The following is a 15,407-nucleotide window of genomic DNA, read 5'->3' as shown; positions in this document are numbered from 1 at the left end:
GTTCGCCACATTTTCACCATATGACACCGGTGACATTGTCATGCCTCGCACGGCGGGGCGGACGAATTCAAGACGATCCCCTCATCAAGAGGGGGACAGAGGATGTCGGCATCCGGCCCGCCAGAGGCTGGAGCGCGACAGCAACGGAGGGAACGGATGCACAACCAAACCACAGGACAACTGCGCGCGGCGGCGTCCCCGGCGGCGCTTCTGATCGGCGCCCTGCTGCTGGCGGCGCCCACTTGGGCCCAGGCTCAACAGGCCGATGATCAGGAGGCCACGACCGTCGATGAGATCGTCGTCACCGGAATCCGCGCCTCTCTCGCCAGCGCCCTGAGCGAAAAGCGTCGGTCGAACACCATCGTCGACGTCATCAACGCCGAAGACATCGCCGACTTCCCCGACGCCAACCTGGCGGAGTCGCTTCAGCGGATTCCCGGCGTCTCGATCGACCGCGAAAACGGCGAGGGCAATTCGATCTCGGTCCGCGGCCTTGGCGGCGACTTCACCCGGGTTCGGCTGAACGGGCTGGAAACCCTGTCCACCTCCGGCGCCAGCAGCGCCGACGGGGCCCTGCGGCGCGACCGCGGCTTCCAGTTCAACACCTTCGCCTCCGAGCTGTTCAACTCCCTGAAGGTCCAGAAGTCCGCAGACGCCCAGACGGACGAAGGCTCCCTGGGCGCGACCGTCGATCTGATCTCGGGCCGCCCGTTCGACTTCACCGAACGCCGTCTCGCCCTGACGCTTCAGGACGCCTATTACGAGAACGGCGGCAACCACAGCCCGCGCGTGGCCCTGTTGGCGTCTGACCGCTGGACCAGCAAGATCGGCGAGTTCGGCCTCTTGGGCTCGGTCGCCTACAATGAGCGTAAACAGGTCATCGACAGCTACGCCCGTCAGGTGGGCTCGATGGACTACGCCTATCGCGGCGCGACGTTCAATAACGCCGGCGCCAACGCCGCAGGGGACCCTCAAGGCTTCGCCCTGCCGATTGGCACGCCCAACTCGGCCCTGCCGCGCGTCACCAATCCCGAGGCGCGCAACTATCTGATCGGCTCGAACCCGGCCGCCTATGCCCTGATCAACGGAACGGGGAACCGCGGCTCTCTGGTTCGCATCCCGGCCCTGGCCACCCTGAATCACCGCGAGGTGGATCAGGATCGCCTGGGGGTCACCCTGTCCGGCCAATGGCGGCCGACGGAGCGGACAACGATCAGCTTCGACAACCTCTATTCGGAGATGACCCAGACCTCGACCAACTATCAGATCGGTCCGGTCGGCCTGAACCGCAACAACACGAACGGCAACCGCACCGCTACGGCCTTCAGCTATCAGACCGCGACGACCGCCAGCAACTCCAACAACAGCTACAATAACCGCCGCAGCGTCTACGCCAACTGCACCGCCCAGGCTGCGACCGAGTTTCGCGACGCCATCGACTGCGGGCAGTCCCTCTATGGCAATACGCCGATCTTCACCACGGCGCCGGGCGCCACGAACCAGACTCTGGCGGCTGGCGTCGGCAGCTTCAATCCAAACAACCTCGACGTCTACGACTACTATAACCAGCCCGGCTCGGTCGGCTATGTGGCGCATCCGCAGTATCTGGCCATGCGCGGCGCCTTCATCGGCCGCCCCTCGGTGCGCCTGATCGACGCCGGCCTCAGCGAGACCGGCGCCAACGCCAACTATCTGGTGCTCGGCAACGTCGACATGCGCTCGGCGGTCGATCAGGGCTCCTATACGACCAAGTTCCGCCAGAACTCGATCAATATCGAGCATGACTTCAGCGATCGCTTCAGCATGTCCCTGTTGGTCGGCGATTCCGAATCGACCAATGAAAACATGGGTCTGCTCGCTGACTTCATCCGGCTGGACTCCGGCCAGGGCGTCGCAGGAAACGACTACTTCGTCTATGACGACCGCGCGGGCGGCGACATGCCCTTCATCGACTTCGGCTTCGACGTCGCCGATCCCAACAACTGGGACTTCGTGAAGGGCTATTCCGCCCTGCGCGCCTTCCGCACCGTCACCGAAAACGGCTATCAGACGGCCAAGGCCGACTTCCGTTGGGATTACAACGACTACGTCACCCTGCGTTTCGGCATCGGCAAGCGCAAGTTCGACTTCTACTATACGCGGTTCGAGCGGCTGGTCAGCGACACCATGAACCCCAGCCTGCTGGAGGGGGTCCGCAGCGGCCTGGCTCAGGCCACGACAGTGGCTGACATGGGCCAGACGGTCAGCTGGGGAGACGGTCTGAACGTGCCTGACGGCATGCCGACGTCCTTCTTCGCCCCCAATCTTCAAGCCTTCCAAAACCGCTTCGGCTTCGACTGCGACTGCATCAACGAATGGGGCGACTGGCGTCTGTCGGACCTTCGCAACGGCGGGGTCAACACCTTCTGGGTCGATGAAGAGAGCCTGTCCTACTACGGCCAGATGGATTTCAACCTGCCTCTGTTCGCCGGGACCCTGCGCGGCAACGCCGGTCTGCGGAGAGCCGAGACCAGCGTCGACTCACGCGGACGTTCGCCCAGCGGCCGCCCCATCAGCAACGACAACGACTATAACGACACCCTCCCCTCGCTGAACCTGGCGTGGGAGGTCAGCGACAGCCTGATCCTGCGCTTCGCGGCGGCCAAGGTGATGGCGCGCCCGCAGATGATGGCCTTGCAGCCCGGCGTCACCTCCTTCACGGTGCCTGTGGGCGTCGCTGGGGCGGCGGCCGAGTTCGACGGCTCAAACGCCCAGATCAGCCTGGGCAACACCAAGCTGAAACCGTTCCGAGCCACCAACCTCGACTTCAATGTCGAATGGTATTTCGCCAAGGACGCCTTGTTGTCCGTGGCCTATTTCCACAAGGAAATCGAAAGCTTCCCGCAGGTCGTGCTGCGTGAGGGCAGGCTGAGCGAGGTTTTCAGCAGCGAGCAGATCGCCAATCTTCGGGCCGCCTATGACGACCTGACCGACCTGGCCTCCGACAGCCGCCGCGCCTATATCGACGCCGATCTGCCGTTCGTCCTGCGTCAATACAATGACGCGCCGGGCGGGACCCTGTCCGGCTTCGAGGTCGCCTATCAGCAGAACTTCACCTTCCTGCCGGCGCCGTTCGACGGTTTCGGGGTTCAGGCCAACTACACCAACATCGAATCCGAGCTGGAATACATCCTCGATCCCGCGCGGAACCTGACCGGAACGGCCCCCTTCCTGGGCGCCTCGCCGGAATCCTTCAACGCGACCGTCTTCTATGAGGTGCCGCGCTGGAGCGCCCGCGTTTCGGCCGCCTATCGGGCCGCCTACCAAACCACCTATCCGCTGGCGTCGGGGGGCTGCGATCCGGGCCAGTGCGACTCGCCCCTGATCAACGACTTCATCGGCTCCAATGAGACGCTGAATGTGGACGCCGCCTTCACCTACAAACTGACCGACAACGTCACGATCACCGCAGAGGCCCTGAATCTGACGGACCAGCCGGACGAGCGCTGGGCCTATCAGGCCGATCCGCTAGTCAACAGCTACGGCAGCACAGGTCGCCAATATTTCGTCGGCGCCCGCTTCATCTTCTGAGGCGGACCGACGCTCCCTGCCCCCTGAAGGGACGTCGCCCCGGCGACGTCCCGCTTTTTTTGCCCTTCGATCCAGGAAAGCGCCATGCTGAGAGCCACCCTGATCCTAAGCCTGTCGGCGATCGCGGGCGCCGCCTGCGCCCAGACCCCGCCGCCCGGGTCCCAACGGGTTGCAGCGGCCTCATCTATGGTCTGGGGGTCGTCCGCCGTCAGCCGTCCGGCGGGCTGGTACGGCTCGGATGAGGCGCGTCGCCTGGCCCTTCAGGTCATCGCGCATCAGTCGCCCCAAGGCGGCTGGCCCAAGAACACGGATCTGTTCGCGCCGCCCGCGCCGGATGCGGATCCGACCCTGACCAACACCATCGACAACAACGCCACCACCCTGCCCCTCGCCTTTATCGCGCGGGTGATCGAGGCCGGCGATTCGACGCCGCGCGCCGCCTTCGACAGGGGTCTCGACTATCTGCTGGCCGCCCAATATCCGAACGGCGGATGGCCCCAGTACGCTCCGCTGCGGGGCGGCTATCACGACGCGGTCACCTATAATGACGACGCCATGGTGCGGGTGCTGCGCCTGCTGGACGAGGTCGCCCAGGCCAAACCGCCTTACGGCTTCGTCGACGGCGCGCGGCGCGAGCGGGCGGCCCAGGCCGTGCGGCGCGGCGTGGACGCCCTATTGAAATCCCAGGTGCGACAGGACGGCCGACTGACCGTCTGGTCCGCCCAGCACGATCCCGTCACCCTGGCGCCCGTCGGCGCCCGCCGGTTCGAGCCGGCGTCTCTGTCGGGGCAGGAAAGCGTGGGCCTGGTGCGCTTCCTGATGGGGATCGACCAGCCCGGCCCTGACGTGATCGCCGCGGTCGAAGGCGCCGTGGCCTGGTTCCGCGCCACGGCCCTCTACGACATCCGCATCGAGTCCTTCACCGACGCTGAGGGACAGGCGGACCGACGGGTCGTGCCGGCGCCGGGCGAAGGCCCGCTGTGGGCCCGATTCTACGGGCTCGAGGACAATCGCCCGCTGTTCACCGGCCGCGACGGCGTTCCGCGCCCGGCCCTGGCGGACATCGAGCGGGAGCGCCGCGCCGGCTACAACTACTATGGCGACTGGGCGAAGACGCTGCTGGAGCGGGACTATCCCGCCTGGCGCGCGCGCCTTGCCCGGCCGAACTGACAGGGCCGGCGAAGCGAAGGCCTCGCCGGCTCTAGAGCATGATCGTTTCGGACGGAACCGCTTCGCGGTTCCGACAGAAGCGTGAATCATGCTCTCGCTTTAACTTGGAGCCTCAGAACCGCTTGGTCAGCTGCACGCCGTAGGTGCGCGGCTCGTTGACGAAGGCGGTCAGGTTGTTGAAGTCGATCGCGCCGATGACGTTCTCTTCGTCGGTCAGGTTGCGGACATAGGCCGCCGCTTCCAGGCCGCGGCCCAGGTCGCGCCAGCCGGCCCGCAGACCGCCCTCGAAGTGCGTATCCTGCATGAACTCGACCGATTCATAGAGGAACAGGTTGAAGTCCTTCAGCATCGTCCAGTCGGTCGAGGCGAAGAACTCGGTGTCGTCGCCCAGGGGCAGGACGTAGTTCAGCGTCAGATTGGCGGTGTATTCCGGCGCCTGCGGGAAGGGGTTGCCGTCGACCTTGGCGCGACGGGTCGTGCCCACGGTGACGATCGGGTCGGTGACGGTGCAGTTGGAGCCGCAGATGGCGACCAGCAGGTCGCCGTCCTTGATCTCCGTGTGGTTCCAGGCGGCGCCGGCCGCCAGGCTGAAGCCCGCGCCCAAATACAGGTCGCCGTCCAGCTCCAGGCCGTAACCTTCGCCCTTGTCGGCGTTGATCAGGCGGTTGGAGTTGTCCGCCCCGCCGATGGCGGTGAACTGCATGTCGCTGACCTCATAGGCGTAGGCCGTGCCGTTCAAACGGCCGCGGCCGTCGAACAGACGGGCCTTGAAGCCGGTCTCATAGGACATGACGGTTTCCGAATCGGCCGTGGTCAGGACCGGGAGGTTGCGGCCCTGGATCGACGGACCGCGATAGCCCTTGGCCACGCGGGCGAACAGGTTGAGGCTGTCGTTGACCTCATACAGGGCGCTGACGTCCCAGCTGACCTGCTCGTCGCCGACCGAGACGGCGCCCGTCCCACCAGCGCCGGTTCCCAGGACGATCCGACCGAAATAGTCGCGGTTGTCGTCGGTATAGCGCAGACCCGCCGTGACCTTCAGGGCCTCCGTCAGCCTGTAGCTGCCCTGACCGAACACGGACCAGGAGTCCGACTTCTGCACGATGTCGGTCACGCGCGTCGGCTGGGGATTGCCCACGCCGTTGAAGGTGCCCGAGACCAGATTGATCCGCTCATCCCAATAGAAGGCGCCGATCTGCCAGCCCAGGCGCGCATCGCCGTTCGAGGCCAGGCGCAGCTCGTAGGTGTTCTGCAGCAGGTCGCTGGACAGGGTGCCGGTCTCGGAGTTGAACGGCGTCTTGTAGGAGGCCGTCGCCGGGGCGCTGGCCACGCCGCCGTCGATGTCGCCGTCGCCCTGCGACCAACCCTGGTAGGAGCCGACGATGCCGGTCAGGGTGGCGGGGCCGAAGTCATAGGCCACGCGCAGCGACTGGGACGTGGTCTTCTGCTTCTGGAAGTTGTTGCGGCCGCCGTCGTAATAGACGGTGTCCCGGTCGAAGTTGTCGTTCAGCTTGTTGGAGCCCTTGGTCAGGGCGTTGGCGCGGTTCATCGTGCCCGTGCCTTCGTAGTCGCGAGCCTGAAGGGTCAACAGGGTCGACAGACGCGCGGTCGGGGTCCAGGCGACATGGACGCGGCCGGCGATGTCGTCGAAATTGCCCAGGTCGTCCTTGTCCGGATTGGCGAAGGACGGATTGTAGGCGTTATCGACCCAGTCGTCGCGATGGTTCCACAGGAAGGCGCCGCGCACCTGGAGCGTATCGGACGCCGGCAAGGTGACGGCGGCTTCGGCCCGGGTCGAACCCAGGTTGCCGTAGGTCAGGGAGCCGAAACCGGTGAATTCGTCCGACGGCTTGACGCTGTCGATCTTGATCACGCCCGCCGGGGTGTTGCGGCCGAACAGGGTGCCCTGCGGCCCGCGCAGCACTTCCAGCTGCTGCACGTCGAACAGGGGGAAGCCCTTCAGATAGACGCTTTCCAGAACCACGTCGTCCAGCACCACCGAAACCGGCTGGGAGGCGGTGAAGTCGAAGTCCACATTGCCGAGGCCGCGGATGTAGAAGCGCGGCGCATAGCGGCCGTTCGAGCTTTCGACCTGAAGGCTGGGCACACGGCCCGACAGGGCCAGAACGTCGGCGCCGCCGGCCGAGATGTCCTGCAAGGTCTGGGGCGTCAGGGCGGAGACGGCGAAGGGAACGTCGCGGATGTTCTCGCTGCGACGCTGGGCGGTGACGACGATGTCATCGACGCCGGCCGGTTCGGCGGCGGTTTGCGTCTGGGCCTCAGTCTGGGCCTGGGTTTGAACCTGGGCCAGGGCCGAGCCGGCGCTCAGCAGGGCGATGCTGCTGACGGTGGCGGCCAGAAGGGCGGGACGAAGCATGGCTGAACTATCCTTGGCGTCGTAAGGGAGGAAACGATCGCGCGACGCCGTAAAGCTTCGAAAAGGGAATCGCCAGCGTCAGACGGGCCGCTTTGTTGAAGCTTTGAAGACGCGGACACAGCGGTGTGACAATCGGCTTCAGACAAGGCGCCGCGCGGCCCCCCAGTCTTGTTCGAACAAGGTTGAAGTGCGACGATGTAAGGGTGCGTCCCTTCGCTGCGCGCCCCTTCCCCATATCCTGGATTGCGCATGTCTCTCGTCAGGCCTTCCCGCCGCCGTCTTCTTCAACTGGCCGGGGCGACGACGCTGGCGCCGGGCCTGATCGGCCTGAGAGCGAAGGATCAGACCGAAACGATCGGCCGGGTGCTGGCCGTTTCGGACATGCATTCGGCCTATGAGCGCACCGCCCAACTGCTGGCCGCCTTTGAAACCGAGGTTCAGACCCATCCGGTTCCCCATGTGATCGCCATCAACGGCGACCTGTTCGAACACGGCAACGCCGTGGCCGTGCGGTCCGGCGGTGTGATCGACTGGGCCTTCGTCGAGGCCCTGCCGCGCCTGGCGCCCACGGTGTTCAACCTGGGCAATCACGACAACGACCTGACCCCGGACCTGGCTGAGGTCGTGGCGCGTCTGCGGACCCTGGGCGTCCAGGTCGTCAGCACCATAGGCGACCGGCGCACGGGCGAAGGCTACGCCCCCTCTTCGACCACCCTGCCCTTCGGCGCCCGGTCCTTGCGCGTCGTGGGCATAGGGACCGACGCCCTGAACACCTATCCCAAGGTCTCTCGCGACCAGTTGGACATTCCATCTCCTGCGGTCTGGGCAAGGGCCCAACTTGGAGCCGCATTGTCGGGCGCCGATCGGGTTCTGATCCTGAGCCATGCGGGTGTCGCGGCCGATCGCGACATCCTGCCCCTGCTGCCCGACGGCGGCCTGATGATCGGCGGCCACAACCATCTGCTGTTCCAGCATCAACAGGGCCGCAGCGCCTATGCCCACACAGGCTCGTGGACAAGCGCCTATACGGTTGGCGAATTCCGCGCCGACGGCTCGGTCACGGCCGCCTCTCACCCAGTCGCGCTGGACGCCGCGGCCGATCAGCCCCTGGCCGAACTGATCGCCGCGACCCTGGCCGCCCAGATGACGGCGGAGGAGCGGGCCCTACTGGGCGTCAGCCCCCGCGCCCTGTCCCTGGGCGACACTGGACGGAGAGTCGCGGCAGGCCTGGCCCAGGCCGCAGGCGTCGATGCGGGCTTCATCGGCCACACCACCCTGGGCGCCGGCCTGCCTGCCGGGCCGGTCAGCCGCTACGTTTTCGACGCCGTCGTGCGTTTCGACGGCCGGCTGATGACCGCCGTCGTCCCGCGTGATCGGTTCGACGCCTTCCTCGCCCGCGCCAACCAGGACCGGCCGATGCCGCTCAGCGCGCGCAACGGCGACTTCCTCTACGCCGCCGGCGCCGCGCCGACGGACGGCCCCGTGCACATCGTCACCACCGACTGGTGCGCGACCAATCAGGCCGGATATTTCGGCGCCGGCGACCTCGTCTTCACCGAAGCGCCCGGTCTGACGGTCAAGACGGCGGCGGCGGCGGCCCTGTTGGAGCCGCATTGACAACGGCCGCCCAGCCGGAGCCAAGATGGATCATGGCGATGCGCTCGATACTGTCGACCATCCTGGCGCTGGCGGCCCTGGGACAGGCTGGGACTGCGGCTGCGCAGACGACGGGGCGTTGGACCGTCGATCAGGCCTACGCCGTCATCGACTTCCAGACCCGCCACGACGGCCGCAGCGTCGCCCAAGCCTTGGAGCGCCATCTTCGCCGTCAGGGCTTCCTGGTCGTCACCCGCCGCCAAGCCTCCGGCGCCCCGCCCCGCACGCCCGGTCGTTTTACCCTGGCGGACCCGGCCGCGCCGACGGGTTTCGGGCTGGAGGGTCCGACGACGCGCGCCGCGGCGGGCTGGCTGCGGCCGGTCCGCACGGTCGTCTGCAACGGCGCCGCCTGGCGCGCCGAAGTCAGCCCGCGTCAGGTCGGGCCGGTCGAGACCCGCTACACCCTCTGTCTCTTTCCCTATCGCGACGGCGCGCGCCAGGGACTTCAGCTCGACATCTACGCCGCCGCCGTCCTGCACGGCGATCCAGAGACGCCGATCGCGCCGCAGTCCGAAGCCGTCTCGCCCGAAGCCTTCATGCGGGGCGCGGTTCAGGCGGTCGAACAAAGGATCCGTCAGCCCGGCGCCTGGATCGAACATCGCCCGGCCAATCGCGACCGGCCCTTCTTCCTGGACGACGACGCCCTGTCCGCCGGTCCCCACTGAAGCCTTTCGACTGAGCCCGAAAACGATCGCGCCCCCGACGGAGCCGTCGGGGGCGCGAAAGTCAGCGTTCAGGCGGGAATCAGAACTTGACGCTGAACCGGCCGAAGATGCGGTTGTCGCGGTACTCGTCCTTGTAGAGGCCAGTGTAGCCCATCTCCAGCGCGGTCCGTTCGGTCGCCTGGACGGTGAAGGCCAGGCCGCCGGAGATGACGTCATCCCCCGGATTGGCGCCGTTGATCACGAAGCCGGGTCCATCGGCGAAGGCGGCGTCGAACACTGGCCCGTCGCCGTTCAGATCGTGGGTATAGGCCAGGTGGGTCACCGCCGACAGACGCGGACGGCCCTGACCGCCGGCCAGGACGGTGCGGGTGCGGAAGCCGGCCGTGACCAGATCCGCCGTCTGTTCGACTTGGCCCGACAGGGCGGCGTCTCCGCCGACCTCGACCACGTCGGCGTCGTATTGGACATGGCTGAAGGCGCCGTAGGGTTCGAACATCGTCGCCCCGACCGCCCGGCTCCAGGCGAGTTCGCCATAGACCTGCCAGACGTCGCCGTCATAGTCGCCGGCCAAGGCGTTGCTGAACTGGTTCAACTGAGCGGTGCGGTCGGTGCGGACGTCGGCCTTGGCCCAGGATCCGCCGACACGGACCTGGAAGTCGCCCAGGGCGCCGCCGCCGTAGACGCCGATCTGTTCGCTGTTGACACGACCCGTCGAGTTCAGCCGCGCCGACCGCAGTTCCGAACGGCTTTCGCCCAAGGCCAAGCCGATGTGAACATCGTCCGACAGCGCCTTTTCGGCCCCGACCAGATAGCCGGACGATTCGCTGCGGAAGGCCGCCAGGCCGTCATGACGCGAGCCGCGGCCGTCGCCGAAGACGCCGCTGCCCCAGACCGAAACCCCGTTGCCCGCATAGGTCTGACCGCCGGCCTGACCCCGGCCGCGGTCCGACATGGCCTCGCGGATCGCGCGCGTGTCGGACACCGCCAGGCCGGCCAGAGAGGCGTGAACCTCGCCAGTCAGGCTGGGCAGGGCGGCCTGAACCGCGGGCACGCTGGCGTCCAGCAGGGCGTTCTCCAGCGACAGGTCGCGGCTTCCGCTGGTCGCCGATCCGTTGATCATCACGTCCAGGGCTGCGCCCGCCGACTTCTGGTTCGAGTTGGCGCCTAGGGACGCCACCGTCACGTCGTTGCGGCGCACCGTCAGCGTGACCCCGTTGGTCGAATAGGTCAGGACCGGCGTCAGGAAGGCCAGATCGCTCTGCGCCCCGGTGAAGGCGCCGGTGACTGCGCCCGTCGACTGAATGATGTTCATCCGCGAGCGCAGGTTCCATTCGCCGCTGTCGGCCTTCAGCACGACCTGACCGCCCTCGAGGCGCGTCGCCCCGCCGACGTTCAGCCGCGAATAGGCGCCGCCGTTGACGCTGGAGCGGATCCACAGGAAGGAGCCCGGCTTGAAGTTGACGTCGCCGGCGACGGTCAGGGTTCCGAACGGATTGGCCCCGTCGCCCGGCGCGACCACGCCGCCGCTTTCCGCCGTCAGGTTCAGCAGACGACCGACGCCGCCGATCATGCCCACGCCGCCGACGGTGGCGTTCGAACGCAGCAGGCTGCCGTTGACGGTCAGAAGACCGCCCTCGACGCGGGTCGGGCCGCTGTAGTCATTGGCGCCGGTCAGGATCAGCTGCCCCCCGCCCTTCTTGACCAGACCGCCGATGTCATTGCCGAAGTTGGCCCGCACCTCGGCCGAATAGCGGTCGCGGGCGTCGCCGATGTTGTTGCTCCAGACATCGACGGTGCCGACCGCCACGGTGACGTCGCGGGTCGCCCGCAAAGCGGTCGGGCCGCCCAAGGCGACGTTCATCTGGGGCGCGCCCCAGCCGGACTTCAGATCGACGCCCGGCGTGTCCAGATCCCGAGAGCTGGACACCAGAATGTCCGAAATCAGGGCCGTGGAATATTCGGGGAAGTTCTCCATCAGGAGGGCGGCGAAGCCCGACACGTTCGGCGCCGCCATCGACGTGCCGGTATAGGCCGCATAGCCGGCGCCGGTGTAGCGGATGTACTGGTTCAGCACCCGCTGCAGTTCGGCGTTGGCGTATTCGAGCACGGCGCCGGAGAAGGCCGGGGTCAGGATCGCCATGTTGTTGGTCGAGACCAGCAAGCCCGCCAGGGTGGAGGTGAAGCTGTCGGGATCGCCCAGGCGGGCTCCCGCAACCAGGGTGATGGCCGCCGCTTGCCGAGCCACTTCGCGCCGTTGCGCGTCCTCGTCATAACCGGGTCCGCCGGCTTCTCGCGCGTCGAGATAGTTGTTCAGCACGACCAGAAACTGGTTCACGGCCGCAGATTGCAGGGCCGAGACGGTGGTCGCAGCATAGAGTCCCGTATAGTTCGCCCGGGGATATAGGGCCAGGATGCCGGCCCGGTCCATCGTATAGGCGGGCACGGACGAGACGACGGCCGAACCCGGTCCGGCGACGCACCAGGTCGCCGTCTGACCGCAGAAGCTGGTCGACGGGTCGGCGGCGGCAAAGCTGGAATAGTTGGCGACCGACAGCCAATTGGAGCGCAGGCGCGGATCCGACAGGGGCGCCACGGCGTCGATGCTGGCGTGGACGCCATAGCCGTTGCCGGCCGAGAAGACCACCAGCACGTCCTTGTCCAGCACCGGCTTGTAGTAGTCGCCGTAGTTCCGATTCATCGACGCCAGAACGGTCGACAGCGACGCATTGTACGGCAGGGAAGTGCCGCTGCCCCAGCTGTTGTTGATGATGCGCACCTGCCCCGTATTGGCCAGATCGACGATGTTCTGGTTCGAGGTCGCGACGATGTCGCCGTCGATATAGACGTCCTTGAACCACAGGAAGTCGCCGGCCGCGAAGTTGGTGGTGGCGGCGTAGAGCTTGGCGCCGTAGGCGTTGCCGAACATGGGCTGACCCGCGACCCGGTCGCCGGCGATGGTGCCCGCCACATGGGTGCCGTGGCCCTCCCATCGACGACGCGGATTGATCCGCCCGTCATTGCCGTAGCCCTCGACGACCTGGGTTCGCAGCCCCGTCACCTTGCCCGCCGATCCGAACAGGGGGTGGTCCATATAGACGCCGGCGTCATTGACCCCGATCGTCTGACCCCGCCCGGTCAAACCCATGGCGTAGGCATGTTCCAGCCCCAGGAAACGCTTGGAATAGTCGACCGAAAACTGGGCGTCCGACCGCCACGAGGCCAGGGCCGTCTGATAGTTGGTCGTGCGCGTCCCATTGGCCATATAGAAGCCGCCGGCCGGCGGGGTCGGCGCCGTCTGCGCCGCCGCCGCGCCCGCCAGGACCGACACGCCCGCCGTCGCAGCCATCAGGCCGATTTTGAAACTGAAAGCCACTCTTTCCCCCTCTTCGGCCGACGGCCGAACGCTTAAGCTTGCAACCCCACGGCGCAATTCAAACACTCAATCGACCGGCGCGAGCACCGTCGTCAACACATTTCGGACAAAAGACGGGCGCGGCGTTTCGTCTTTTAGGGGATAAAATTCCGACGCGTTCTGCGCGGCCAGCCGTAGCCTTCTCCGCATTGTCATGCGCTATTCGGTTCAGCGGCGCAGGTCCAGACCATCGCCGGGCCGAAGCAACTCGCTCGCAGGGGGGGGGGGTACGGAGGGAAAGCCGTGGCGGACAGAGAGGGATTCGAACCCTCGGTAGGCTTTCACCTACACACGCTTTCCAAGCGTGCGCGATCGACCACTCCGCCACCTGTCCGTTTCACGCCAGCTCGTGCGCGCCGCCGGAGGTCGATCCGGCGGGAGGCGGGCCTGATAGAACACCATGGCCCCCTCGGCAAGCGCCTGTGACGTCCCCATATGGGGGCGGACGACATTTTCCTTATTGGGGAACCCCATGCTGCTGACCAAGACCGCCGAACTGCCCACCGCCGAGACCGCCCTGCCCGGCCGCGCCGAGCCCCTGGCGACGGACGAAACCCATTTCGTCAGCGGCCATCCGCTGAAGGGGCCCTATCCCGAGGGTTTCGAAACGGCGATCTTCGGCATGGGCTGTTTCTGGGGCGTGGAGCGGGTCTTCTGGTCCCTGCCGGGCGTCTGGGTGACGTCGGCCGGCTATTCGGGCGGAATCACGCCCAATCCGACCTATGAGGAGACCTGCACCGGCCGCACCGGCCATGCCGAGGTGGTGAAGGTGGTGTTCGACCCGTCGGTCATAACCTACGGCGACCTGCTTAAGGCTTTCTGGGAAAACCACGACCCGACCCAGGGCATGCGCCAGGGGAATGACGTCGGCACCACCTATCGGTCCGCCATCTACACTCTGAACGACGATCAGCAGCGCGAGGCCGAGGCGTCGCGTGACGCCTATCAGGCGGCCCTGACCGCGGCCGGGCGCGGCGCCATCACCACCGAGATTCAGCCTGCCGGCGAATACTATTACGCCGAGGGTTATCACCAGGGCTATCTGGCCAAGAATCCGGCCGGCTATTGCGGCATCGGCGGCACCGGCGTGGTCTGTCCGATCGGGATCGGCGTGAGGGCCTGACCGACGTCCTTGGATGACGGTCGGGCGAAATGTCCTGTCCGCCTCCGGCTAGGCGTCGGCGGCGGACAGGCGTAGGGAAGCCGAAAACGCCCAAGGGAGAGCCGCCATGTCCGCCTTCGTCCATCCCGATGAGATCCGCAGCCGTTTCTCGGCCGCGTTGTCGGCCATGTACCGAGCGGAGGTGCCTCAGTACGGGGAGCTGCTGACCCTGGTGGCCGAGGTCAACGCCGAGGCCTTGAAGGCCGATCCAGCGGGGGCGGACCGGCTGGCCGCAGCCGGCGAACTGGCGCGGCTGTGTGAGGAACGGCACGGCGCCATCCGCGTCGGCACGGCGGACGAACTGGCCACCATCGCCCGCGCCTTCGCCGTCATGGGCATGGCGCCGGTCAGCTATTACAATCTGGCCCCCGCGGGGGTGCCGGTCCATTCGACCGCCTTCCGCCCGGTCGATCCGGCGGCCCTGGCGCGCAATCCCTTCCGGGTCTTCTGCTCCCTGCTGCGGCTGGAGCTGATCGCGGATCAGGACCTGCGTCAGGAGGCGGCCGCCGCCCTGGCCCGGCGCGACATCTTCACCCCGGGCGCGCGGGCGCTGATCGAGACGGCCGAGACCGCGGGCGGCCTGGACGAGGATCAGGCCGACCGCTTCGTCTCCGAACTGCTGGAGACCTTCCGCTGGCACGCCGAGGCGACGGTCAGCGCCGCAACCTATGAACGCCTGGTCGCCGCCCACCGGCTGATCGCCGACGTGGTCAGCTTCAAGGGGCCGCACATCAACCATCTGACGCCGCGCACCCTGGACATAGACGCGGCCCAGGCCGCCATGCCCGAACGGGGCATCACGCCCAAGGAGACGATCGAGGGGCCGCCCGCCCGCGCCTGCCCGATCCTTCTGCGCCAGACCAGTTTCAAGGCCCTGCAGGAGGCCATCGCCTTCCCCGGCGCGGACGGGGCCGTCCAGGGGGTGCACACCGCCCGCTTCGGCGAGATCGAGCAGCGCGGCTGCGCCCTGACCCCGACGGGACGCGCCCTGTACGACGCGGCCCTGGCCAGCAAGGACTTTTCGGCCCTGCCCGACGACTGGACGGCCCTGCGCCGGAACGGCCTGGCCTGGTTCCGCTATCGCGCGACGCCGCAGGGCCTGGCCGGCCGCGCCGAGACGGCCGATCTGGAGGCCCTGATCGCCCTGGGTCACGTCGTCGCGGAGCCGATCACCTACGAGGACTTCCTGCCCGTCAGCGCCGCCGGAATCTTCCAGTCCAACCTGGGCGCCGAGGTGCGCGAAGCCTATGCCGTCGACCCGGCCAAGGCCGATTTCGAACAGGCCCTGGGCCGGTCGGTGCTGGACGAGATGGTCCTGTATCAGGCGGAGCAGGAGGCTTCGATCGCCGCCGCCCTGAAGGCCTTGGGTCTGGCCGAGGCCGCGGCCTGAGCAAA

Annotated in this window: 8 protein-coding genes and 1 tRNA gene; 6 read left to right on the top strand and 3 right to left on the bottom strand. The window is 67.1% G+C overall.

All coding sequences use genetic code 11. From position 1 onward, the window contains the following. Positions 1-156 precede the first annotated feature (156 nt). Positions 157-3,570 (top strand): TonB-dependent receptor domain-containing protein, encoded by a 3,414-nt coding sequence (locus GGQ93_RS10815; protein ID WP_183216944.1) that lies wholly within the window; start codon positions 157-159, stop codon positions 3,568-3,570. 84 nt (positions 3,571-3,654) lie between these two features. Beyond that, positions 3,655-4,740, top strand: a complete 1,086-nt coding sequence (gene pelA, locus GGQ93_RS10810; RefSeq protein ID WP_224764358.1) for a pectate lyase — start codon at positions 3,655-3,657, stop codon at positions 4,738-4,740. Between the two features lie 112 nt (positions 4,741-4,852). Here the strand turns inward: pelA and GGQ93_RS10805 are convergent, their stop codons facing one another. Further along, the gene (locus GGQ93_RS10805; protein WP_183216942.1) at positions 4,853-7,117 is read right to left on the bottom strand and encodes a TonB-dependent receptor; all 2,265 of its coding nucleotides are present in this window, start codon (positions 7,115-7,117) and stop codon (positions 4,853-4,855) included. A gap of 249 nt (positions 7,118-7,366) precedes the next feature. Between GGQ93_RS10805 and GGQ93_RS10800 the strand changes: the two genes are divergently transcribed. Next, positions 7,367-8,734 (top strand): metallophosphoesterase, encoded by a 1,368-nt coding sequence (locus tag GGQ93_RS10800; protein ID WP_183216940.1) that lies wholly within the window; start codon positions 7,367-7,369, stop codon positions 8,732-8,734. A gap of 32 nt (positions 8,735-8,766) precedes the next feature. Further along, complete coding sequence (locus tag GGQ93_RS10795; RefSeq protein ID WP_183216938.1) at positions 8,767-9,438, top strand: hypothetical protein; 672 nt, start codon at positions 8,767-8,769, stop codon at positions 9,436-9,438. Between the two features lie 79 nt (positions 9,439-9,517). Here the strand turns inward: GGQ93_RS10795 and GGQ93_RS10790 are convergent, their stop codons facing one another. After that, positions 9,518-12,811, bottom strand: coding sequence for a S8 family serine peptidase (locus GGQ93_RS10790; RefSeq protein ID WP_183216937.1), 3,294 nt, complete (start codon positions 12,809-12,811; stop codon positions 9,518-9,520). Between the two features lie 283 nt (positions 12,812-13,094). Further along, positions 13,095-13,184, bottom strand: a tRNA-Ser gene (locus tag GGQ93_RS10785). Positions 13,185-13,322: 138 nt separating this feature from the next. On the opposite strand from GGQ93_RS10785, the gene msrA reads away from it, so the two are divergent. Next, positions 13,323-13,973: a peptide-methionine (S)-S-oxide reductase MsrA gene (msrA, locus tag GGQ93_RS10780; RefSeq protein WP_054764969.1), complete on the top strand. Its 651-nt coding sequence runs from the start codon at positions 13,323-13,325 to the stop codon at positions 13,971-13,973. 106 nt (positions 13,974-14,079) lie between these two features. After that, the gene (locus tag GGQ93_RS10775; RefSeq protein ID WP_183216927.1) at positions 14,080-15,402 is read left to right on the top strand and encodes a VOC family protein; all 1,323 of its coding nucleotides are present in this window, start codon (positions 14,080-14,082) and stop codon (positions 15,400-15,402) included. The last annotated feature ends 5 nt before the right edge of the window (positions 15,403-15,407 follow it).

The organism is Brevundimonas aurantiaca, assembly GCF_014199955.1.
Classification (GTDB): domain Bacteria; phylum Pseudomonadota; class Alphaproteobacteria; order Caulobacterales; family Caulobacteraceae; genus Brevundimonas; species Brevundimonas aurantiaca.
Note: the sequence above shows the minus strand (reverse complement) of the source record. Positions and strands in the feature narration are given on the sequence as shown.